Origin of the sequence: Bacillus paramobilis (assembly GCF_038096195.1) — a bacterium.
Taxonomy (GTDB): Bacteria; Bacillota; Bacilli; order Bacillales; family Bacillaceae_G; genus Bacillus_A; species Bacillus_A mobilis.
Window position 1 is genome coordinate 2,812,995 of record NZ_CP151108.1, and the last position, 25,171, is coordinate 2,838,165.

A 25,171-nucleotide genomic window follows, 5' to 3' on the forward strand; every position below is an offset into this window, starting at 1 on the left:
ACCCGTAATAGCATCTCTGAATAATCTTCCAGATGTATTTCCCTTCATTTTAATACATGTGTTTTTTTATATTTCCAATCGTAATAAAGCTAGCCAATATTAAGATAGAAAATAAAAGTAAAATATTATTCACTCCCATATGAGTTATTAAAATACCAGTCGACAGAGCAGAAGATATCTTAACAAATGATGCTAGAATTGTTCTTAAGCCTATTACCCTGCCAATATATTCTGTTGTAGTATTCAACTGTATTAACGTTTGCACGATAATCAAATGCGACATGGTAAATAGCCCCATTATAAATATACAAATAACGGCCGTTGTTTTATAGTCATTCAAATATAATAAAAAAGAAGAGGTTGCCATACCCATCATCGTAATAAAAATAACTTTATGTTTAAACTTTTTAAAAAAATAGATAGCAATCAAGCCTGCTATAATTCCTCCTACTGAAAATGCTATCTCAAATATTGAGTAAAGTCCGCTACCTCCTTCAAACTGTTCTGCAAGAGGTAATAATAAAGTTGTTGTCATTTGTATACTAATGCTATTCAAAATGGATAAAAACAGTAAGTACTTCATTCCTTCTGTTTGATTAATAAAACGCCATCCCGATATTAATTCTGCAAGGTAGGATATTCTTGTATTTTTTACTTTTTTAGGGTTCATTCTTTTTATAGAAGAAAAGAAAATGGCCGCAACTAAAAATGTTACAGAATTAATAAAGAAACTAGTGGCTAAAGAAAATTTAACTAGAAATAACCCAGATATACCAGTTCCCACTAGTAATGCTGCTTCATTTAATGAAGATGCTTTTGATATAACAAATGGTATATCATGATTACAGAATGCTTCCTTAATAAATGCAGAAGATGCAGGTTTGTAAACAGTGTAGCAAACTGCTAATAAGAATTGCATAATGTAAAAAATAAATACTGATTCAAATTTTATGAAAATAAGTATTGCCATGATTAAAACAAGTACAAATCGAATACTATCTGTTAGAACAACAATATTTTTAGAATCATGATGATCTACATAAACAGACACAAAAGGTGTTAAAATGATACTTGGTATATAATAAATTGCAATCATTAATCCGATAGAAGTTGCTTGTCCTGTTAAATGAAAAATATACCATAGCAAGGCAATTTGTTGAATTCCATCCCCAAATCCGGTAATGCTAATCCCTAATAAATATTTCAATTTATTATTCATAAAATTACCCCTTATATAATTGTTATCTTCATTTTAGGTGCATCACTTCAATAGAGTAAATTACAATTTATTTATCTATATTTATAATTTATTCTTATAAGGTATCTCACCACTTGCCCGTCAAGCGAAGTTAAAATCATATCCTCAAAATAGAAAAACGCTATTGCTTATCGTAAGAAGTTTATGAGAAAGGATGGTGTTTTTAATGAATCCTATTATTTCAAATGAGCTGAATCTTTTCGCACAAGAGCTACAATACTTTTTATCTCCAGTAGTCCTACAAGATATCGCCAAACAAGTTGGCTTTGTACAGCGATCTAGTAAGTATCAAGCGAACGAACTCATTGCCCTTTGCGTATGGCTCAGTCAAGAAGTCGCCAGCGCATCACTTACAATTTGTGCAGTCAGTTAGAAGCTTCAACTGGAGTACTGATGAGCTCAGAAGGATTGAATCAACGCTTTAATCCAGCAACTGTCGCATTTCTTCGAGAAGTCTTTACTTCTCTTCTCAAACAAAAACTCTGTTCAAATCACTCACTTTCTGCACACATGATCTCTACTTTCAATCGTATCCGTATTTTAGATGCAACAGTGTTTCAACTGCCTGACCATTTCGCCACTGACTATCAAGGTTCAGGTGGAAATAGTAATACGGCAGGCGTGAAAATCCAATTGGAATATGATTTACTTAGTGGTCAATTTCTTAACGTGCAGCTTGGGCCAGGAAAGAATAATGATAAAACATACGGTACCATCTGCCTTGAAACCGTAGAGGCGGGCGATTCGTGTTTACGTGATCTTGGTTACTTCGATTTAGGAGACTTACAAACTATTCATGATAAAGAGGCTTACTATATCTCGCGGTTGAAGCTGAATACACGCATTTATATCAAGAATCCTGAGCCAGAATACTTCAACAACGGCACGTTAAAAAAGCAAACAGAATACATACAGCTTGATATGACACAAATAATGTCGAGCCTAATCCCTGGTGAAACAATAGAAATTTCCGAGGCATACATTGGACAAAATCAGAAGCTTCCAGCACGTGTTATTATCCATCGTTTAACCGATGATCAAACGCAAACACGCCTGAAAAACCAAGCGATACGTGAAAAGAAAAAAGGCATTGTCATGAAGGATAAAAGTAAACGTTTAATGGGTATGAATGTATATATCACGAACACATCTCTAGAAGGAGTACCAATGAACTACGTGCACTCACTGTATTCACTTCGTTGGCAGATTGAAATTTTGTTTAAAACGTGGAAGTCATTTTTTGAAATTGATGAATGTAAAAATATTAAAAGAGAACGCCTAGAGTGCCATTTATATGGACAACTCATCGGCATTCTCCTCTGTTCTTCTACGATGTTTCAAATGCGACAGTTTCTGCTTGAAAAAACAAAGCAGGAGCTGAGTGAATACAAAGCGATTTATATGATTAAAGATTACTTTCCGTTACTGTTTCAAGCGATAGCCGGTGGCACAGAAGAACTTTTGAAAATTTTGCATCGTCTTTATCTACTGCTCAAAAAGAACGGTCGTAAATGTCATCGGTATAAGAAAATGACCGTCTTTGATATTCTAGGGATTGTGTATAAAACGACGGTGAAGCATAGACAATCTGCCTAGCGAAAAAATCAGATTTTAATATGCTTCTTTAGTATGCCTACTTTTCTATCAATTATTAGTTTTGAACCAAGGATCGTTCCATATCTAGTAAGTTACTTGGTTAGCTTGATGGGCATGTGACGGTAGCCCATAAAGAAAAAAAGGCATATAATTAATGCCTTTTTTCTTTGTCATCATTTTACTGGATAACAAACTTCTGTAACCCACTTATTAGGATCCGATTCCATCGCTGGGCTCACATGATAAATATTAAACATCGGGCCTGCTAATTCGTAACCTTCTGTCTCAATCCATTTTGCCGCAGCTTCATTTACAGCTGTCATTTGTTCATAACTTCCATTAACCGTTATGGAAGCTACATTAGTGGATTCAATCTTTTTAAATGTAACATCTTTTGTATTTTCATGCTTACCTAAAATACTTAGCTGTATTTCTACATCTACATCATTTTCTTTGTATTCACGATCATGGAAAACCGCAATACTATAATTCGGATGTGCAATACTACTATTTTTCATTTGTATTTCTTGCATTAATATATCCCATAAATCCCCTTCGCGATTATAAGATGGAATAATCTTTCTAACACTAGCTACATTTCTTTCTGGAATTTCTTTTATTGAAACATGATAGTTCATCTCAACAACATCCTCTCTCATCGTTTTTATTGAGGCTTCGAGAAGACGTAATTGTTTTTGGAGGTTATTCATGTCTTCCTTAATTTGAGCACTACGATTTAAAAATTGTTCCTTTATACCATCTATATTATCGGATTCTACTATTTCTTTAATACTAGCAATATTAAATCCCATACCTTTTAACATTTGAATTCGATTTACTTTCTTTAATTGGGCTGCTGAATAGTATCGATATCCACTTTGCTCATCGACTTTTACTGGTTGTAATAATTCCACTTTATCGTAATGTCTCAACATACGTATACTAATGGAAGATAGTTTTGAAAAATCCCCTATTTTAAACATGATTTCCTCCTAAAATTCACATCTACTTCGAAGTTCAACTTTATCTTAAACAATGACATCGTGTGAGAGTAAACTGTTTTTAACACTTGAATTATATTTCTTTAATTATTTCCCATTATACTTTCTTCCTTCTTAAGGCTATAAGAATTGATATTAGTCCGTTCACAGCTAATAAAGTTACAATAATACTTGTAATTAAAGCTACGTCTGGCGCAAATATTTTAATCGTACGCCATGGTGAACTTGTACTATAAATAAGCAGTGGGATGAAAATAATAGATAATAATAGGGATAGATTCCCTACGAATAACCAAGTTAGTTTTTTAACAGTTTTCTTATGTTTATATTTTTTAATTAGCATAATTGATGAAATGAAAAGCGCGAGTAAAACTGTAAACATAACAATTTGTGTAAATGGTATGTTTCTATGGGGATCAACCGGTTCTTCTCCATTCAAAATACTAATAATTCCCTTTTTCAATACTGATAGTGCGGTTTCTTCTAATACATGATTTTTATTCGTTAAAATCACACCACTCCAGCCACTTTTATTTAAAGTAAATATTTCTGCACGACCATCAGGCGTTGATCCTGAATGCCAAATCATCGTTTCGCTTTCATTTATATTTGTTGTTCTTAATCCAAAACCATAACTTTTTTCTGAATTTATTTTATAAAGTGGGGACAGATAAAGATCCATGTTTTCTTGCTTTAAAAATTGAGCATCCTCTGGCCGATTCAAAAACATAATATATTGAATCATATCTTCTAAATTTGCAGTAATATAGCCATACGGTGCCCCTGCATTATCATAGGACACTACACTTTTTCTTGGTATGCCAAACCACGACTGATAACCTGTTAAATAACCTTTTTCATATGCAGTTTCTTTACTTGCTGCCGCACCATTCATATTTAACGGCTGAAAAACATACTTTTCCATATATGATGAATATGTTTCATTTGTGACGGCCTCAATAAGCGCACCAAGTATTATATAATTCGCATTACTATATTGATATTTTTCACCTGGTGGAGCAGTTAATTTTACATTTGATAGTTTCATTACATTTTCTTTTATAGCTGAAGAGCTTTTAGATTGTATATCTGATAATGCCAAACCTTCGTATGTGTTTATTCCGCTTGTGTGAGTTAGTAGGTGTCGGATTGTCATAGTGGAGGTTAATTGATTGTCTTTTTGTTTAAACCAAGGAAGGTGTTGTTGAACTGAATCCTCTAATTTTATTTTTTTATCTTCAATTAATTTCAATATAGCTAAAGCTGTTAAAGATTTACTTATTGAGCCGATTGCAAATGGTGTTTTACTAGTTATCTTTTTTTCAGATTCTCCAGTAATCCCCATCATTTTTGTGAAGAATACATCCTTATTATGTACAATTGCAACAGAAGCTCCCGGAATGTTCTGCTCCTTTATAAATTTTTCAATATACTTATCTAATGTAACTTTAACATTTTGCTGAGCGTAAACTTTTGAAGGTATGATACATAATATTAATATATTACAAAGAATATAAATTAGAGACAGTTTATAGATCGTATTCTTCATTATACTTTAAGATGCTTTCTTTTTTTATAACTTACTAAACTAATAAATACTACTACAGAGAGCGTAAAACTAATCATTATCAATAAAGCATTCCACCATTGATTCTCTGAAATGCGATATAAAATATTATAATTAAATGCATTTTTTCTATTAGTTGAATTAAATGATTCAGTTAAAACTAATGAAAATGTAGTTTGCGAGATGAGGTAAGTAATAAATGCGATGAATATGCCATGTAAGATAAATGTGTTAAATTTTCTCTTTTTATTTTGAAGTTGTTTCATTTTAACCTGTAAATCAATTTCATTTATTTCTATAAAATCTTGAACAAATAATTGAGGTGTACCTAGATCCTCTATACTATCTTCACCATGTTCACGACATTCTTGAATATGTTCTAATATTTGTCGCTTAATATTTCCCCTTTCTTCTAAACTAATATCGTATTGCTTCAATTCCTTAAGTACGTCTGTTAAAAATTGCTTTTCTTTACCTATTAATCTATTCCTCATTTCAAAAGGTCTCCTTTCAAACCGCTTTTTAATAATGTTTGAATATCCGATTGCAATTCTAACCACTCATTAATTTTCTTCTCAAGACGTATTTTCCCATTTTCATTAATCTCATAATAAATTCTAACTTTACCACTGTCTGTTACTTCTTGATAAGTATTAACCCACTCTTGATTTTTCAACTTAGTTAAAATGGGGTAAATACTTCCTACTCCTTTCAATTTTAGATTGTTTACTTCAAGTTCTTTCATAATCTCATAACCATAACTTTTCTTTATCGACAAAATAGATAATACACACATTTCTAAATGACCTTTAATTAAACTTGTTCTATCCATAGGATAAATTTAACAGAAATATATACTTCATTCAAGTATATATTTCTGTTAAATTCGAAAAATCAGACAACAAAACAAAAAGATTAATAAGTACAAATATCACTTATGAACTGTTTTTAACCCTTAATTATCACTTTTATAATATAATTATTACATAATATATCAACTTTTTATCCCTTTTAGCTTTTCATCTCTCCTTACTTACTTACCTTCCTCACTTCTTTCCTTAGTGAGAAATATTGTATGCAGGACATAAAAATAAAAAGATCCAACTTCTTAACTTTGACATTAAGAAGTTGGATCTTTTTTATTACTTTAGATTAATTATACTGAGTTAATACAATTTTCATTAAAAAATTATGTTTTATATAAGTTGTGTTAATTAAGTTAGTTATTTAATAACACATAAGCTAATAAAACTTTAATGATTACACTCAAGACATTCATAAACCGCCATCATATCTCGTTTATCCAATTCGCGAATGCGATTAAAAATTGGTATTTGCGAAACAGCTTTTGTTAATAAACTCTCATCCACAATATCACTAACTTTTCCAGTTAACCATGTTTGTATATCCACAGCCTCAACAACTTCTTTTAGTCCTTCATCACTAATACCAGTTGCATTACAAGTTACACATGGGATTGTTAATTTAAACACGCCGTCATGTAGATTATCTTCTGTTATAACTTTCTTTCCTTTACAAAATGGACATGGATTATTTTTTCTAATTTTATTAATTTGGGTAACTAATTTTTTGTATCCAAACGCCTCGTATACATACGTAAGTTTTTTATATTTACCGTTTGTGAAGTACTTATCTATAATGTTTTCTCTCGTTTCATATACATTAGGGAAATCACAAATAGTTACTTGATTATTAACGCTAATGGATTCAATACTTCCTTTTATTTCGTCCCAAAATGGTAAAACATTTTGTAACACTATTTCATAGTTTGAAAAGCTTGCCTGTTCTAATTCCAACATTTTCAGTGCAACTTGTGCTTTCCTTGGCAATAAAGAAACATCTTCTGTCAATTTCATATCGCCACCAACTATAGACTTCAATTTATGAAGCGCAGGTAAATCACCGATTATTTTCAACACTTCATCAACTGGTTGATTGATAATTTCACGAATATCGAAGTTACCAAATTTAAGTGGTTTATGATGATTTAAAACCGTCCCTTCACAAATTGGACATGTCATCATTTCTTTAGAAGTCTTAATTTCTTCTTTAATAGCTGCTTTTGAAATAACAATATATCCACCAATAATCGTATTAAATCCTACCCATGTTCTGCGTGTCTTTCCTTTTTTATCATAAAATGATTTTTCAAAATATCCGTACCAAAACGTATGCTTTTCTTCTTCTGACATATCATTATAGCTCTTTGATAAATCGTGACCAAGCTCATTTTTAATTTCTTCAAATAGGAATTCTATTTTTTCATATTGATAAAATTTTAATACTTTCATGATTTCCGGATCGAATAAACCGTCCCAAAATGGAACATTTTTATCTTGAATTGTAATATCTTTATCGAAAACTTCAATTTGAAGACGTCCAGAACAAGATGGACAATGATTGTCCTGTGAATAGAAATCAAAACTTCTCGTATCTTTATTAGTTGGATGAGCAGCTACAATATGATTAATTAATCCACCAATTTCATATAAGAAACTATATTGACTATATAAATGTCTTTCAAGATCAATAGCAACAACAGGAGCAATTGTATCAGATTTATATTCACCATAAATTAAACGGGCCATTGATGATAAACTTTTTAAAATACCACCCTTATAAACATTTTCGGCATTTTTAAAAGAGTTAATATGATTTCCTTCTAAATAGTGAACGCCTTCTTTATGCTTAAGTGCTGAAGAAATATGTATTTGCTCAGCATGATTTACGCTGCTTTTTTGACGATAATATTCTTCATGACTTAGTACATCAAGATGCTTTATAGATTCAAGCTGTCTTTTCCCGAAATCTACAATATAATCAGAGCTTTCTAACATGTAGCTATTATGTTCAATCATGATGATAGAGACTGATTCATCTTGCAATATCCCTCTAACACTATCTATAAATTGATTTAAAATATTTTGTGATAAACCTTTTGAAGGCTCATCAAAAATAAATAATGTATGTGTATTTCTAGTATTTGCAAATAACTCCGAAACTAAATGAACACATTGAAACTCACCTGTTGATAATGTTTGTGTTTTTCGTTCTAACGTTAAATAACCAAGTCCTAATTTAATTAGTAGACTCAAGCGTTTATACGCAATATCTTCATTTGGAAGTTCATCAATAATATCCTCAATCGAACGCTCAAAAAAATCATCAATATCTTCGCTATATTTTGTTAATTTCTTTTTAATATCTAGGAAAGTGGCTACAGTTGATCGACTTGTAATGGATTGATTTCGATCTTGTCCTACCATAACTAATTTATCTTTTTGATATCGTTTCATGAAATCTGTAGCTAAACATTCATTGACAAGTGTAGATTTCCCACATCCAGATTCTCCTGTAACCGTTACAAGCCTATTTTTAGGAATTTGAAACTCCACCATTTGGATATTACGGCAATATAATTCTTGGAATGTATAATATTCTGTTGGCACTTCTTTATTTAAATCCGACAGTATTGGTTTTGGTCTTGGTGACTCTTTCACAATTTGCCCACCATATTTTCCGCTACCAGGTCCAAAGAACAATTGCTCATCTGTTGTATCCAATACTGTATCTGAATGATCAATGAGCCAAATTTGATTTTTACACCCTAACTGCTTAATCTCTTCTAATATTTGTAATAATGTTTCATGATCAAGTCCGACTGAAATCTCATCAATAATAATTACAGCATTTTCACTTACTGCCATGAATTCAGCCAAATATAGTCTTGTTAACTCTCCACCTGACAAAGTACCCATAATTCGATTTAATGTTAAATAACCAATGTTCATATTAATTATATTTTGCAGTATATGTTGTTTCGCTTCACTAATATTTAACTCTTCCGCTAACGAAAGAATAGACTCAACACTTAAATCATTAATATTTGAAATTGTATGTGGTTTAGCAAATAAATCTATCGTATGTTGTTCGATTTCTTCACTATAACGTTTTCCCTTACATTTTTTACACTCAATATTTTTAGTAGTGCCTCGGCCTTTACAACCAGTACACCAGCCTAACTGATTATTAAACGAAAAAACCTCAGGGGAAAGATGAAATACTTCAGCAAGTTTTTCGCGAACTTCAGTAAACACACCAGTATGAGTACCTAACGTTGAACGTGGATTGGAAGAAATCGATGATTTTCCTAGAAAAAGTACTAAAGGCATATTCTCCATCTTAATAGCACTAAAATTTGTTTCCATGATATTAGGAAATAAATATTGATATTCAGCCTTTGGCAATAAAGAAACTAATCGTTTTTTTGATTCTTCGCCAATTGTTTGACAAAAAGTTGTTTTACCTGATCCTGATAAACCAGCGATTCCAAACGACTTATTAAATGGAATAGCTGTATCTAATTTATTTATGTTATTAGCAATTAATTGATTTACTTTCATATTAACCTCTATTCTTATTCTTCATAAAAGACATTTTTACGATATAATAATTACACAATAAATATAATCTATTACGTAATTACCCTCTTACTTCAAGAAACTTACCTTTATATATTTCAAACCACTGTTGCCATTCATCTTTAGAAAATTCTTTTTCTTCTCCTTCTAGAACGGAAGAAAAAAGATCTAAACAAATATGCCAACCTGCTATGTCTTTCGGTGTATGATCTGTTAATTCATGAATGTATTCTTTAAGAAGTAAAAGAGTACCATTTTCCTCTTTATGTATTTCAAATCGGATACGATCTTTATCCCAAGTAAATTCAAGCACTGCGTTTACTTGACACTCTAAAATATCAATATTTATAAATGAACCGTCCATCATGTCAAACTTGATTATGCCACCTGTTTTAAGGCTTTCAATCTGTAAATTAGACATCCATTTTTTAAGCTTACTGTTTTCTGTTAATACAGGCCAAACCTCTTCTATTGAATATGAAAAATGACGATCAAATTGTACTACGTATTCATTATCTTGTTTATCTATTACAGCGAACATTATTAATTAACCCCCTTTTAAAATAAAACGAATATACGTTCTATTTTACATGATTTCATTAAAAAAAGAAATCTCAATTACCCCCCACTTAGTTTAAGGATTTTTTGTTAGATTCAAAATTGATTGACTTATTACACATGAAAGTTCTAATCTGGTTGACCATGCTTTTATTGGATTAATAATATTATCTTGATTAAGACTATTGACGTATTTTAAACCATCTACTGCAATATACCCGATTTTAAAATCTGTAAATTCTTTTATAATCATCGGCCATTCCCCATCAGTCATTCTGCATTTAGAATATTTTATTATGTAATCAACTGCTTGTTTTGAAAACCCACATGAACCAGCTGTAATATCTACTTGTTTCCCTAATTGTAATGACATAATTTTATTTGATACTGTTTCTGTAACTTGCCATTCTTCAGGGTGTGTCTGAAAAGCTTTCTCCGTTCTGCCAATAATTAAGTAATCTACATCTACTATATTCTGAATGAACGAATTAAGCTCAGCTGGATATTCTTTAATCCAAGTTAGCAAACGATCAAAGTCACAATAGTGATAGTAATCATGATCATGGTTACTAATAAACTTCAAACAATCCCTACGTGCGTTCGCTACCCCTGATTTTTCTACTATATTTATATGGAATTCACATTCCTCTAGTTCTTTTACAATTTCTTTAGTTGTTACATTACTAATTGTTATATATTTTTTATCATACTTTAAATTTATTAATTCCTCTTTTAGCTCTTTTATTGTAGATAATAAGCTCCCTGTTGGATCATGAGTAATGCATGTTAATGCCACTTGTTTTATAGGTTGCATAGTATATTCATCCCCTTTGCAAAATAAAAAGCAGAAAGAATACTTTCTGCGATTTTTATAATAAAATAGTATAAACAAATAAACTCCACTACAATTCATAAATTAATATTATAAGCACTTAATTTAGTTTAATCGCATCGACAATTAGCAATGGAAAACCAAGTTTATCGCCTTTATTTCTAGAATCATACTTTTTAGAACGGAAAATAACACCATCGTTTGCATCCCATTCGTTGTAATAAAACTGACCATTTTCATCACAATATTCAAGTAAAACTACCTCAAACCCCGCAGTTTCAAACATTTTCGTTAAGGTTTTATAATTATGAACGATTTTATGACTTGCTGCTGGATGATCTTTCGGACCTGGTCCGCCTATTTGAACTATATTTTGGTACGCTTCATCTTGGAAAAACGCATCAGGAACACCACACCGAATGTGTCCTGCTGGCTTTAAAAATTCATAACAAATTTCTGCTGCCCTTACACCTTCTTCAAATGTAAGGTGTTCCCATACATGCTCAGCTAAAATAGCTGAAATAGAATTGTATTTAAATCTTTCTTCCCACGTTGCTTTATCTAGTAAGTTAAGTTCATCTTCTTGCGTTTGTATCCAACCTGGATTATTATCAAACACCCCAGCTCCGACTACTACTTTAATTTCGTCTTGTTTTATTGCCATCAGTTTCACCTCATAGACATTTTAATTTATTAGTATATTCTATGTTTACTGTTATCCTTCCTTCTTCGACAAATTTAATAGCATAAGTCCAGTACAAAGCCGAACTCCTACCCCAAAAACTATCTAATGCAGCGATTTGTCTAACTTTATAAAATTAGTTCATAATATACAACGGTTTTTATACTATTTATATACGATTTTTCACACATAAACATAACACACCAAACATTAACATAAAACCAATCACGTAAAAACTTGTTGTTCCGCTGCCACCAGTATTAGGGATTATCCAATTATTTTTCACATTTTCCACTGTTAGTTTCTGTATCCTTACCGCTTCTGTAATTTCTATTTCTATTGGATCTCTAAGTAACATATATCCATTTGGCGCTTTTATTTCTTTAATCGTATACTTTCCAAGTGCTAATTGGTTGGAAATCACCTTTCCTTTTTCATCCGTTGTTAATCTAGTAACTTCTTTACCTTCTTTATCTAAGACTTGAAATACAGCACCTTTTAGTTTTAGATTAATATCCTTATCATCAACTTTCTCAATTTCAAATTGCCCAGTCGGATCTGGTAATTTCTTATTTCCTATTTTAATTTCTACTACTGTATCTTTTTCTATTTTTACAGCTATTTTATCTTTTAATAATTCATAACCTTTAGGTGCTTCTACTTCCACTAGAGTATAGTTACCTATTGGCAATTCTTTTGATATCGCTTCTCCTTCTTCATTTGTTACTAGATCTCCAACTACTTTTCCTTTTGAATCTTCAATTTTAAACTTTGCTCCTACTAACTTTATATTTTTATCTCCCGTATCTACTTTCACTAGCTTCATTTTCCCCATTGGATCTGGTAATTTCTTATTTCCTATTTTAATTTCTACTACTACATCTTTTTCTACTTTTACAGCTATTTTATCTTTTAATAATTCATAATCTTTAGGCGCTTCTATTTCCACTAGAGTATAGTTACCAATTGGTAACTCCTTTGATATCGCTTCCCCTTGTCCATCTGTTACTAACTCACCAACTACTTTTTTATTTGAATCTTCAATATGAAACTTTGCTCCTACTAACTTTATATTTTTATCTCCCGTATCTACTTTCACTAGCTTCATTTTCCCCATTGGATCTGGTAATTTCTTATTTCCTATTTTAATTTCTACTACTACATCTTTTTCTACTTTTACAGCTATTTTATCTTTTAATAATTCATAACCTTTAGGTGCTTCTACTTCCACTAGAGTATAGTTACCAATTGGTAACTCCTTCGATATCGCTTCCCCCTGTCCATCTGTTACTAACTCACCAACTACTTTTTTATTTGAATCTTCAATATGAAACTTTGCCCCCATCAATTCTTTATTATCATTATTACTATCTACTTTTTTTACCTTTACTTTTCCTGTACTAGGCTTGTTCCAATGTTGCCAGTTAAATTTAAAATTGTGAAATTCAAATCCACCAGTTTGTTGTACCGTACCGACAAATGCTTGTCCATTAATCGAACCTCCTTTTGTTTCTAATACAGCATTTGGAGCAAACACACTCCCAACGACACCATATCCCTCTGTTGTGATCTTTTTTGCATTAGGAAAAACCCAAATCACTTTCCCGTATAACTCAGTAAACGGTGAATTAGGAGAATAGGGTTGTGATGTAGGAATTATATCTGTAGCCCTACCAATATTGTTCGTGTCATATAAGATAGCACCATTTTTAAATGTAACCTCTATTGCATCCGAATACATAACGATAAAATCTTTTCCTTTCGCATTAGGTAAAAAGACATCTCTTATATCTAAATCGATTTTCCCTACCAATTCTGATGAAACATAAATATTAGGATTGTTTATATCTTTTCCAATTCCATAACTCATATTTGGAATTGGGGTATTCGTTTTATATTGACCTGCATTTTTACTGACTTGGTTCACTATGTTGTGAAATTCATTAAATTTCGCGTCAATTTCTAGTTTTTCTTTATAAACGATACGATCATAAGAAGATTGTATGATACGATCTGGATCACTCTCTTTTGTCATTACGACTATTCCGTTTTGAATAATAAAAGATTCCTCTCTTGATTTTTTAAATTTTCCAGACAATAACAAGGATGGATATCCTTCATCATCCCATTTCTCCCCAACTATATTAGATGTTCCCGCTGCTGCACCTACAATCGTATAACCAGATGCATCCATATCACCTTGAACTGCAATTGCTCCTTCAATGTCGCCACCTACTGCTTTATGGTTACCAAAGACAACAGCATTATAACGCGATATATCCCCTAGACCTTCTAAGTTAGTCGTGGATCCATATATTTCTTTTGGTGCATATACGACAAAACTTACACATAACATTAACAAAACCATAAAATGAATACTTACCAACTTTAATCGTAACCTCAATTCCTTTATTCCCACCTTTACCGTATTTTTTCTACAGTCAAATAAAGTGAAACTTTTTTCAGTGAGGATTTACTTTACCCTCTATATACCTTCTTTGCTTATCTCTGGATTTTCGGTCCCACTGCCCATTAATACAGGATAAATAAATTCATTCTATCGAGTTAATTTTTTCTTATAAATTACGACTAGAAACACACATAATAATAGGATTAAGACTACTACGGTCCACTTATTAAACATAAATATCTCTTTACGCATTTTTTGTTTTTCTTTCTCATTAAACTCCACACGCTCACCTCGAATCAGTAATCTATTTGTATTTACTCCATAAGGCGTACATGTAATTAATGTAATATAATCTTTATTTTCCACAATTTTTAAATCGTCCGTTTCGTGTGGTAACACCACTTTAATTTGATCTACTTTATAAGCAAGAACTTTGTCTAAAGAATGAATATAAAAAAGATCTCCTTCACTCAACTTATCTAAATCTGTAAATAATTTTGCTGATGGTAAACCACGATGCCCTGTTAAAATAGCGTGCGTATTTTCTCCACCTACTGGAAGTGAAGAATAATCTAAATGACCTACCCCGCGACTCAATATTTCCTCAGAGGTCCCTTGATAGATTGGTAGTTTTATATTAATTTTCGATATTTCAATATACCCCATTACATCACCTAAATTTAACGCATCGGCATACGCTTGATGATTATTTTTTTCTTCAGAAAATGGATCTGCAAATGTTTTCATGGAGGTTTTAACTTGTTTATTATATTCGGCTGCTTCTTTCTCCCTACGTTCGACTTCTTTCTTTTGTAGTGCTTTAATCTTCTTATCGTAGGAGCTAATCTCAGAATAATGTGCACGAGTCGCCAACCAATTACTAATAGTAGGATATAAAAAAATAGCTAATCCAAATAAAAAAATACCTCCTAAAACAAGATTTCGTTTCATATTTCCACCTCTGTATATACTAAAATATCGAAAAGAGGGAAGCATTTTGCTTCTCCCCTTTTTACATCACTTGGTTACATGGTCCTAAAGCCTTAATTATTAGCAAACTTTTTTCTAAAGAAAACAAATACCGCTGTAGCCATTAAAGCAAGGCCTAGTACAGTAAATAGAGTCGTTCCGATACCACCCGTTACAGGAAGAATCCATCCACTTTTATTATTTTCAATCGATAATTTAACCGTTTGATTATTTTCGCTAATTTTTACATCAATAGGATCCTTTAATAATTGATATGAAGCTGTTGTACCATCTTCTTTTGTATAAGTTGGTGCTTTCGTTTCAAAAATTTGATAGTCTCCATACGGAATGTTAGTCCATTTAATAACACCATTTTCATCTGATACACCTGTGACTTCTTTACCTGCCACAACAACTATTTTTCCATTTTTATCTTTAAGTACAAACTCCGCACCTTTTAATTTCTTCTTATCAGCACCATCAACTTTTGTTAACTCGATAATTCCAGTTGTCGGAACAACAACTACAGGCTTAGATTCCTTTTCTCCAATTACATCATTTTTATTTATAAAATCAATTTTTGCTGTATTTAAAATTTCTGAACCAGATAGTACTCCTTCTTTTACTTGTGATTTAATTTGTAAATGAAATTCTTTTTTACCATCTAACTTTGTGAAATCTTTTACTGTAGCTGTTACTTTTTGGCCTTCTACAGCGACCTCTACAATGCTTGCATTTACTTCCGCTCCATCAATTTTCACGATTGGTTTTCCTTGAATCATTAAACGATTGTCTAATGTATCTGTTACTACATATTTTTTGTATTCTTTAATGTCTTCTGGAATTAATGTTTTGATATCATAATTGTAATTAGTTAACGGATTAATTGGTAACGCTTCCAAATTTCCGTTAATCTTTTTATCAATATTTGGTTCTTCATAGTTTTGCACTTCTACTTTAACTACTGTACCAGAAGTAATTGTTCCATCTTCATTAATAGTTCCGGAGGTCTTTATAAAAAACTCGTGTTTAGTCGGATCTAGTACATACCCTTTCGGCGCTTTTGTCTCTTGGAAATAGTATTCCCCATACTCTAATCCTTGCACGCGAATATGCCCATTACCATCTGTTGCTAACTCTTTTTTCACTTCTGTACCATCTTTTTTAAATAAAGAGAATACTGCACCTGCTAATGCTTTTTCATTTGCACCACTCTTTACTAAATCAACTGCACCACGTTTAATCTCATTTTTCGGATACATATGAACATCATAGTTTAGCACCTTACCCTCTTTATTCGTTAATGGAATATCCACTGTATACGTATTTGGATTTAGGTTAACATGCGGAGGTCCTGCCACTTCTTTCACTTCATAACGTCCTAGCGGAAGATCTTTTAATACAGCTTGTCCGTTATCATCTGTTACTACTTGAGTTGGAGTTGCTCCCATTATAGGCTTCACATCTTCTTTCACGATTTTCCCATCGTTTGAATTTTTTTCAAACGACGCAACCCTTTTCACTTCAAACGTTACACCTTTTAACGGCTTCGCATTTGTTGGTACCTCTTGATTTGCAGAGCCATCTCCTTCTATCCCCTGTGCGCCATCTTTTTCTTGTTCATATTTATGGATCGTTAAAGTACCTTTGGATGGTGAAACTGCCTTTACTAATACACTAGACCATGTAGAAAATGTTAAGAAAAATACTAAAAGCACACTAAATATTTTTTTCATTCCTCTTATCCCCTTTACTACTTCTATCATTTTAAAAATCTCTTTATTACTATTACCCTCTTAAAAGTAATAGTGTGCCAAGTACCAGATTTAAACGAGTAACCTAAAACATAGTCGTCCAACAATCCATTGTTTACAATCACTTATTCACTCTTCTTATTTTCTATTATTACGTTGTCTCTCCGTATGATATATGTAATTTTCCCCCTGAATTACACTTATATCTCTACTTCAAAAATCATTACATATTAACTTCTATCGCAAATTCCCATTAATTACTTAACTTAACTTCAATTCATTAATCTCTCCCTTCCTATCCCTATTTAAAATCTAATCTTAATCACTTTTGATACATATAAGCAATGAACAACGAATAAGTGTGACAATTCATATTTTACGTTACTCCCTAAAACTATTACCTGTATATTCAAATAATATGTGCTATCCATGTTAAATTATGGTATTATTCTTAGAAGTTTATAATTTTTATAGATAAAGTTTTTCCGTTTCTACTTATGAAAAAAGGGAATATATAAACATTCAACTATTACACACAACTGTAAGGAGGAATAATATGACTAAAAAGCTCAGTCTAGTTGAGATAGAGTACATTTGTAATATGTTTTTCCAATCTTTTGAAATTCCAGTTTGTTTTTTAGATTGTAACAAAAATATTCTTTTAGAGTTTACATCAAAAGATGATTCACATTCTTTCTATAAATCAAAAATAGAACAGTTACATGTACTTTTTCAAAAAAATGATTCAAATAATTCACCTATCTTCAGAACTCACCAATATTTAGGGCACTTCATTTTAATTCACATAAAGAGCCATTATATGGTGAACGGTACTGTTATTATTGGGCCCTTGACACATGTAAATTTTTCTACAAGTAAAGCGGATAGTAACCTTAATTTTATTTCGAATTATAAAAGAACAAGAGATCATTATTTTTCATTGTCAGTCAAAGATCAAAATTTCTTTGTAAATATAGCAATATTGTTCTATAACATTCTCTATAAAAAAAATTCAAATGTAAGTACCTTTTCAAATAACAGTGACTCATTTCATGTAAGTCATAGCTGTATCTTAAACGAGGATGTATATATTTCAATGCAAAAAAACGAATCTATCTGTCATAATTTGCATATAGAGAACCAACTACTTGGAGCTATAGAAAACGGGGATAAAGAAAGCGTACTCAAATATTATTACGAATTCCAACAAGAGACTCTTTCATCCTTATCTTCATTCCATCAATTAAGACGTCATAAAAACATTTGTATTTCATCCATCACACTTGCTACTAGATATGCTATAAAAGGAGGACTTCCTTCCGGGATTGCTTACAAGATTTACGATCTACACATCCAAAAGACAGAGGATTTAAAAGACACGGAATCTGTTTGGGATTTATTAAGAAATGTTTTCTGTACTTTTGCAGACCGTGTAAAAGCACAAAAAGTACAGAAACACTCAAAGACTATCGCTATTTGCAAAAACTATATTTTTAAAAACATTTACAATCAAATATCTGTTAAACAACTTGCTAAATTTGCAAATGTAAATTCAGATTATTTATCTATATTATTCAAAAAAGAAGTCGGTATCTCATTAATTGAGTACATTCAACGTGAACGAATCGAAGAAGCAAAAAAATTATTAACTTTCACAACCTATCCCTTATCAGACATATGTGCTTCGCTCAACTTTAGTGATCAAAGCTATTTTACTAAAATTTTTAAAAAATTCACTAACGAAACACCTGGTAAATACCGAAAATCTCATGTTGTCATATAGAGTTAAACTTTCATTAAAACAAAGTGTTTTTAGTAACTTATCAATGGCAGATTAAAATTACTTCCACATTCATGACCTTTTGAATTTAGGCTATTTTTAAATCAAAAAAACACGTTACTATTCTTTTATTTGAATGAGAATAGTAACGTGCTTTATATGTAATGTAGGTCTCTAGGAAAAATAGCGTCCAAATGCAAAGTTTTATAGAAGCAAAATACACCACTTAAATACTAAAATCTTATTAAATAAAAAATTCATCTAATAATTATTGTGTGAGAAATAATTCCTACTATTATTTTTGTATCTTTCTAAATTTACGAACTAAAGTGAGTACTGTACCTGCAATAAACATCCATATGCCCATTGTTGCACTGTTAGTTGTACTGGCACCCGTGTTTGGAAGTTCTTTATATGTAGATTCTTTTTTATCGGAATTACTGTTATTAGTAAGTCCATTAGCTTTACTAATGTCTTTATCTTTCACCAATACTTTTTTTATTGTATGTACCTCATTACTTACAGAATCTTTGACACTATATATTATTTCAAAAGCACCAGCTTTAGAGGTATCTACAGTTCCTTCATACGTTACTTTAGAATTCAGGTCACCGTCCTCTTTATCAGTAGCTGATACACTTACCATTGGATTGAATTGGTCCCCCTCAGTAATTATAGTTGTAGCAGGTACTTTTAGTATTGGTATTTCATTTTTAACTTCTTCTTTAACTTTGACCGTTACAGTTTGTCTCGCAGTTACTTCATGTCCTTTAGAATCTGTCACTGTGTATGTTAATACGTAAGTACCGGATTTAGAGATATTTACTTCGCCTTTAACTTTTACTTTAGAAGTAAGATCACCGTCTTCTTTATCAATAGCTACTACTTTTGCCATTGGATCGAATGAATCTCCTATGTGGATTGTCGTTGCAGTAGGCACTGTTAATGTAGGGTTTAAATCTAATGTTTCTTCATTCCCCTCTACAATTACCTTCTGTGATGCCGTTGCATTGCCCTCTTGAGAGTCAACGACCGAGTATTCCACATTGTATGTACCTGGTTTAGAAGTATCTACATCGCCTTTATGTTTTACTTTATTTGTTAAATCACCATCTTCTTTATCAACAGCTTTTACATTACTCATCGGGTCAAACGTATCACCTACATGCAGTGTACTTGTAAGTGGTACAGTTAATTCAGGGACTTCATTTTCTACAGTTTTTTCGTTTTCTTTCACTGTTCCTTTAATTTTTGCTGCATCAAATGCTTTTTGAACCGCTTCAACCTCAATTGAGTTCACCCCGTATTTATTTGTTGCAACTTTAAGACACGCTAATCTTAATTCAGTGAAATTAGAAGTCATGTTCAATTCATCTGTATTTGCATAATAGAAAATATCAAACATTTTATCTTCACCAATACCATTTACAGGTACACCGTTATGAGTACCACCTTGTGCAATTAAGTACGCGACTTTATTAATAATACTTGAGTTGAAATGAACGCCCTCATTATCTTCTCCGTTTAAATCACTGTATTTGCTATAATCATCTGGATACGGTACTCCATCAAAAAAATTGATTGAAGATGGATTTTTCATATTACGGAGAACTGATCCGCTTTGTTCTCCTATTGTCCAATTAAACTCCCCATTATTTATATATTTCTCAATAGCCGTTCCCATAATATCAGATAACGCCTCATTAATTGCGCCAGATTCTCCAAAAAATTCAAGGTTAGATTCACTAGATGTAACCGCATGTGTAAATTCATGACCTGCTATGTCGAACGCTCTAACCATTGGATCACCATATATAAGCATACTAACATTATTAATATTAGCACTAAATGCATTTCCCCAATTTTTAGGATCATCTGTTTCTCTAGAATCCCATGCATGTACAACTGAAACTACTTTTTCCCCCTTATTATCAAAACTATTACGCTTATATTTTTCTTTATAAAAATCATATACGTTTGTTGCTAAGAAATGAGCACTTACCGCTTTTGGATCAATAAATGTTGTTGATGTGCTAGTTGCTAATATTCCAGGATAACTTTTTTCTTCAAAAATAATATCTCTATAATTTACATCGTACGTCTCAATTCCTTGTCCTCTTGTGTAATCAGCAAGCGCATATTTCCCATTACTTTGTTCAGAAATACCAAATGTGCGAATTATACCTAAATCATCTTTACCTGTTCCGGTTAATGATTTGACATTGCTTTTTTTACTCTCCTCAATAGATTTAACATACTCTTCACTTATTTTTATATCTGACTCTTGCACCATATTTTTCAACATATCTCCATTATTAGCATTCACTAAATAAGTTCCAGATACATAGTTTGGTGTTACAGCTGTAAATGTAACTTGATATGCATTGCTAGCCTGCCCATTCTTTTCATTAACAAAAACAACTTCCTTAACTTCTGGTTCAGAAATAAATGTAATATCGTTCCCGTACTTCGTATAAATAAATTGTTTTGCCTCTTCTTTTGACAAGTTAATGGGATTCTTTAAATCTTCTTGTGTTAAATTTTGTGCACTTTCTCCTGAAACACTTTTAATAATCCCCTTTTTATCTACATGAGCAGTCAATTGGTGTCCGTATACTTCTTTTCCTTCATATATTTGTTGCATACGAACAAGTGTAGTCCCATCATAAGCCCCACGTTTTTGAAGAACCTTGTAATCTACCCCTTCGTCTCCACTCACTTGTTTTGAAGACAAAGCATGCTCCGTCTTTTCCATAAGTGCATCTTTCACTACGTTCTCAGGCGTCTTTTGTGATGGTTGTGTAAGTTCACCTGTACGGAACGATTCCTCTTGAATTTCAATTTGCATTTGATTCTTTTCCTCTGCATAACCTACTCCATATGGTGTTACAGTTGTTAAGGCTAATCCTGTTGTTAAGGCAACCATAGCTATCTCTTTTTTATTTTTCATATTATCTTCCTCATATAATTTATTAAAATATGAAACTGCTTAAATGTATTCCTATCAAAAAGAAAAAGTACATCACATTACGAAAAACTGTATTATAAAAAGATGACTTCTGTCATCAACAAAAGTCACCTCTTCAATATGTCATATCCCTAATATGTTTTTAATGCATACTTTCTATATGAAAAAGAAAAAGTATTCTTTAACGAGCGTTTTGCAATACTTTTATTAGGTCATTTATATTTTCAACTTTTTGCTGAAACTGATCAAATCTGCTATGTAGCAATGACGGATTCTTGTCTTCAGTTGAAATAACTTTTTTTAATTCCTCTTCTAATTTATCATATGTATCAAAGAAATTATCAAATTCTACACTTACAAGTTCTTCATTTTCACGATAAAATCTTTTTGATTCTATATATGTCATATATGATTTATTTAAAAATCCTAATGAAATTAAATATTTAGAAGTGTTTTCTTGATAAATAGCAATATCACATGCTATTTTAATATCTGAATAAGTCTTTTGAACGAAACAATGCAATTCAAAAATCTTAAACTTTAATACATTATTCATTTCATCCCCTCCATCCTATCTATTTTACAAAAAAAAAGAATATTATACAAAGTAAAATATCAATATAGTACAAAAATAAAAAGCGAAAGAATAAATCCTTCCGCTTTTATAGTAATACATACATTTCATATTGTGCTAAAGAATTCTTTTCAAATCCAATTTTCTTTAAAAATCCTTCTAGTAAATTGTTGTTTGGAAACCCAATTGATAAACTTGCCACATTCAACTCATCTCTTGCTACTTGTAATAATTTTGATCCAATACTACGATTTCTATAGTCTTTGTCTACGAAAATAAAACTAATTTTACCTTGTTCATTCATACATATTGAACCTTTTAAATCATTATCAACATATGCGCCGTAAAATGTATTATTTGTTTTTTCGATATACTCCATATCATTTTGCCAATTTATATGGAAGTGTAACCATTTCTGAATTTCAAGTTTAAAAGATGGAAAATCTAATTGCTTTACTTCAATTCCCTTACACTCTTTATTTATTATTTTAGTCATATCTTTTAAATTATAATAAGATAGATCATACACTTTTTCATAGCCTAATTTCGTATAAAAATGAATCGCACGGTCATTACCTACAATAACTTCCAGAAAAAGTTGCTTACAATCATTTTGAAGCGCCTCTTCTTTATGCAGTTCAAATAACTTTTGACTCACACCAATACCGCGGTAATTTGGATGAACCGCTAATGTTCCACAGCGCATTGTTTTTATGTTTTCATAATCTTTTATCCCACCCAGTATTACCCCTACAGATTTGTTACCGTCTAAGGCAAGAAAGGAATGTTTTAGTGAATTCCCTTCTTGCCCAAAAAACCTTTTTATAAAATCTTCTTTTGAAACTTCCATTTTTATGATGTAATCTGAAAACCCATCTTTAAAAGCTTCATATACTAAATCTATACTTACTTCACTGCATCTTTTGTATTGAATCATATAAAATTATCCCCCATTTACTCGTGTTAAACTTAGCATTCAAATACATAAAATGTACTAGTGCCAATCTACCCATCATTCTTTAACTTTTAAATATGCCATTTAATTTGAAATAAACGGGCACTTGCCTACATATCTCTCACTATTAATTTGTTTTATAACAAACGGTGCAATATCACTATTTTGAATCTTGATTCCTGGCATATCTACTAAACTCTCTTTTATATTTCCAATGCTCTTCCCTTCCATAACAAATGGTAGTCTAACAATTGTCCAATCTACATCACTATCTTGAATAGCTTGCAATTCTTTATATTTATCTTGCATCATCTTTGATAAAAACACTTTAAACAAGGTAGCTCCTATTTTATTTATAATTCTCTTCTGATCTCCCGTAACATCTAAAGACCCTCCAGAAATTAAAATATATCGTTTTATTTCAAATTCTTTCATTGCTTCTAAAATATGCTTTGATACTGTGCTAAAAATATAAGATTCATTTTTTGGTTGACCTACCGCATTAATTACAGCTCGACACCCTTTAAGTAATTTGCGTATTGAAGAAAAATCACGTGCATCCCCATCAATAATCTCTACATTTTCATTAGTTATCGTCATATTATTAGAATTTCTTGTTAATATTTTTACTTGATATCCCTTTTCTAACGCTTGCTTTACAAGGAATTTCCCGGCTTTTCCGTTTGCACCCAGAATAGCTATTTTATTTGTACTTTCCAATATTAACCCCTCTTACTATCTATTATTTACTACATTAATCTCATACAATCGTAAAAAAGCAATTAAATGCTCGCACGCTCGTTCACAAGCTAACATTTTAAAGATTTTTTGTTCCTCTTTCGTTTTATCATTTGCTTGATCTGAAGCAGCTTTTAAACATAGAAAAGGTTTTTTATTGATTTGGCACACATAAGCGAAAGCTGCTACTTCTTGATCAACCGCTAATGCTCCATATACAGTATGGAGTAAATATCTCATTTCAGAACTACGGATACGTTGATCTCCAGATAAAAATGTACCAAAATGAATCGGATCATAAGATCGTATCTTTTTTATTCTTCTTACAATTGACTTTGTTGTTTCAATAGGCGCTGTTCTACCATTGTATAAATTAAAAACATCTTCCCCCGAACCAGCAGCAGTAACATCGTGTTGTATTGCATTAAGAGCTACTACAATATGACCATTTTTCACCTTATTTGATAAACTTCCGCATATCCCTGTCATAAACAACTCATCTGGCTGAAACTCACTAATTAATAATTGTACACAACTAGCGCAGCTTACTTTGCCTACTCCAGTTATAACCGAGATAATTTCCAGATTATTTATATAATGAAAATGAAATTCCCAAGCTGCTCTTTTTTCAATGCGTTCGCTTGGATAATATTGATGCAAATACGTAAGTTCAGGTTCCCATGCGGCTACGATTGCAATACGTTTCATTACACGCTTCACTTCCCCCATTGTTGTCATTTAAATAAGTTATCTATACTTTCTCGTTCATAATCTAGAATCCATTTTTTATATTTCTCATATAAGTTTCGTATTGTTTCTTTATTCTTCGCAATTACTTCACATCCTCTATCATCATACATAAACATGATAATATCTTTTGTTGCATTTATGAGAAATACATCTGGATAAGAAATTTCTTTTAACTGCCAAAATGCTTCTTCTAGCCAAGGATATATAACTTTCAATATAACGCAGTATTTAAATATCCCTTTCATTTGTATTCGTTACGAATGTTTTAATCCCCTTTTTATACGTTACATGAAATTTTATGGAGAATCATTGCTACAAAATACATAAATGTTTGATA

At 31.5% G+C, this 25,171-nt stretch carries 19 protein-coding genes and 1 pseudogene; 2 read left to right on the top strand and 18 right to left on the bottom strand.

Translation table 11 applies throughout. The features are described 5' to 3' along the window. Window positions 1–49 precede the first annotated feature (49 nt). On the bottom strand, window positions 50–1,219 hold the full coding sequence (locus tag AABL52_RS14580) for an MFS transporter (protein ID WP_341517771.1): 1,170 nt from the start codon (window positions 1,217–1,219) through the stop codon (window positions 50–52). Between the two features lie 205 nt (window positions 1,220–1,424). On the opposite strand from AABL52_RS14580, the pseudogene AABL52_RS14585 reads away from it, so the two are divergent. Then, window positions 1,425–2,854: pseudogene (locus tag AABL52_RS14585) on the top strand (IS4 family transposase). Window positions 2,855–3,027: 173 nt separating this feature from the next. Here AABL52_RS14585 and AABL52_RS14590 read toward each other — a convergent pair. The 11 genes from AABL52_RS14590 to AABL52_RS14640 form a co-directional block, all read right to left on the bottom strand. Beyond that, window positions 3,028–3,837, bottom strand: coding sequence for a MerR family transcriptional regulator (locus AABL52_RS14590; RefSeq protein WP_088096433.1), 810 nt, complete (start codon window positions 3,835–3,837; stop codon window positions 3,028–3,030). Between the two features lie 115 nt (window positions 3,838–3,952). Beyond that, window positions 3,953–5,404 (bottom strand): serine hydrolase domain-containing protein, encoded by a 1,452-nt coding sequence (locus AABL52_RS14595; RefSeq protein WP_341517772.1) that lies wholly within the window; start codon window positions 5,402–5,404, stop codon window positions 3,953–3,955. Next, window positions 5,404–5,916, bottom strand: coding sequence for a hypothetical protein (locus AABL52_RS14600; protein ID WP_140392463.1), 513 nt, complete (start codon window positions 5,914–5,916; stop codon window positions 5,404–5,406). The genes AABL52_RS14595 and AABL52_RS14600 overlap by 1 nt, the downstream gene beginning before the upstream one ends. Continuing rightward, the gene (locus AABL52_RS14605) at window positions 5,913–6,218 is read right to left on the bottom strand and encodes a PadR family transcriptional regulator (protein ID WP_308015527.1); all 306 of its coding nucleotides are present in this window, start codon (window positions 6,216–6,218) and stop codon (window positions 5,913–5,915) included. Before AABL52_RS14605 ends, AABL52_RS14600 begins: the two co-directional genes overlap by 4 nt. Window positions 6,219–6,675: 457 nt before the next feature. After that, window positions 6,676–9,846: an ATP-binding cassette domain-containing protein gene (locus AABL52_RS14610; protein WP_341517773.1), complete on the bottom strand. Its 3,171-nt coding sequence runs from the start codon at window positions 9,844–9,846 to the stop codon at window positions 6,676–6,678. Between the two features lie 79 nt (window positions 9,847–9,925). Next, on the bottom strand, window positions 9,926–10,405 hold the full coding sequence (locus AABL52_RS14615; protein WP_088096429.1) for an SRPBCC family protein: 480 nt from the start codon (window positions 10,403–10,405) through the stop codon (window positions 9,926–9,928). Window positions 10,406–10,498: 93 nt separating this feature from the next. Then, window positions 10,499–11,236 carry a hypothetical protein gene (locus AABL52_RS14620; RefSeq protein ID WP_341517774.1) on the bottom strand — a complete coding sequence of 246 codons (738 nt, stop codon included), beginning with the start codon at window positions 11,234–11,236 and terminating at the stop codon, window positions 10,499–10,501. 118 nt (window positions 11,237–11,354) lie between these two features. Next, window positions 11,355–11,918 (bottom strand): class I SAM-dependent methyltransferase, encoded by a 564-nt coding sequence (locus AABL52_RS14625; RefSeq protein WP_341517775.1) that lies wholly within the window; start codon window positions 11,916–11,918, stop codon window positions 11,355–11,357. 187 nt (window positions 11,919–12,105) lie between these two features. Beyond that, window positions 12,106–14,340 carry an MSCRAMM family protein gene (locus tag AABL52_RS14630; RefSeq protein WP_341517776.1) on the bottom strand — a complete coding sequence of 745 codons (2,235 nt, stop codon included), beginning with the start codon at window positions 14,338–14,340 and terminating at the stop codon, window positions 12,106–12,108. A gap of 153 nt (window positions 14,341–14,493) precedes the next feature. Continuing rightward, entirely contained in the window at window positions 14,494–15,297 is an 804-nt protein-coding gene (locus AABL52_RS14635) for a class C sortase (protein WP_341517777.1), read from the bottom strand. A 92-nt stretch (window positions 15,298–15,389) separates the two neighbouring features. Then, complete coding sequence (locus tag AABL52_RS14640) at window positions 15,390–17,051, bottom strand: SpaA isopeptide-forming pilin-related protein (RefSeq protein ID WP_341517778.1); 1,662 nt, start codon at window positions 17,049–17,051, stop codon at window positions 15,390–15,392. A gap of 574 nt (window positions 17,052–17,625) precedes the next feature. On the opposite strand from AABL52_RS14640, the gene AABL52_RS14645 reads away from it, so the two are divergent. Continuing rightward, window positions 17,626–18,852: an AraC family transcriptional regulator gene (locus AABL52_RS14645; RefSeq protein WP_341517779.1), complete on the top strand. Its 1,227-nt coding sequence runs from the start codon at window positions 17,626–17,628 to the stop codon at window positions 18,850–18,852. A gap of 292 nt (window positions 18,853–19,144) precedes the next feature. Here the strand turns inward: AABL52_RS14645 and AABL52_RS14650 are convergent, their stop codons facing one another. From AABL52_RS14650 to AABL52_RS14675, 6 genes are all read right to left on the bottom strand, one after another. Further along, window positions 19,145–21,799 (bottom strand): M4 family metallopeptidase, encoded by a 2,655-nt coding sequence (locus AABL52_RS14650; protein ID WP_341517780.1) that lies wholly within the window; start codon window positions 21,797–21,799, stop codon window positions 19,145–19,147. Window positions 21,800–21,998: 199 nt separating this feature from the next. After that, window positions 21,999–22,373, bottom strand: a complete 375-nt coding sequence (locus tag AABL52_RS14655; protein ID WP_341517781.1) for a hypothetical protein — start codon at window positions 22,371–22,373, stop codon at window positions 21,999–22,001. 106 nt (window positions 22,374–22,479) lie between these two features. Then, on the bottom strand, window positions 22,480–23,328 hold the full coding sequence (locus AABL52_RS14660; RefSeq protein ID WP_341517782.1) for a GNAT family N-acetyltransferase: 849 nt from the start codon (window positions 23,326–23,328) through the stop codon (window positions 22,480–22,482). 102 nt (window positions 23,329–23,430) lie between these two features. Then, the gene (locus tag AABL52_RS14665) at window positions 23,431–24,066 is read right to left on the bottom strand and encodes an SDR family oxidoreductase (RefSeq protein ID WP_341517783.1); all 636 of its coding nucleotides are present in this window, start codon (window positions 24,064–24,066) and stop codon (window positions 23,431–23,433) included. A 15-nt stretch (window positions 24,067–24,081) separates the two neighbouring features. Then, window positions 24,082–24,822, bottom strand: coding sequence for an S-adenosylhomocysteine nucleosidase (locus AABL52_RS14670; protein WP_341517784.1), 741 nt, complete (start codon window positions 24,820–24,822; stop codon window positions 24,082–24,084). Then, entirely contained in the window at window positions 24,819–25,079 is a 261-nt protein-coding gene (locus tag AABL52_RS14675; RefSeq protein ID WP_016087788.1) for a DUF3885 domain-containing protein, read from the bottom strand. Before AABL52_RS14675 ends, AABL52_RS14670 begins: the two co-directional genes overlap by 4 nt. Between the last annotated feature and the right edge of the window lie 92 nt (window positions 25,080–25,171).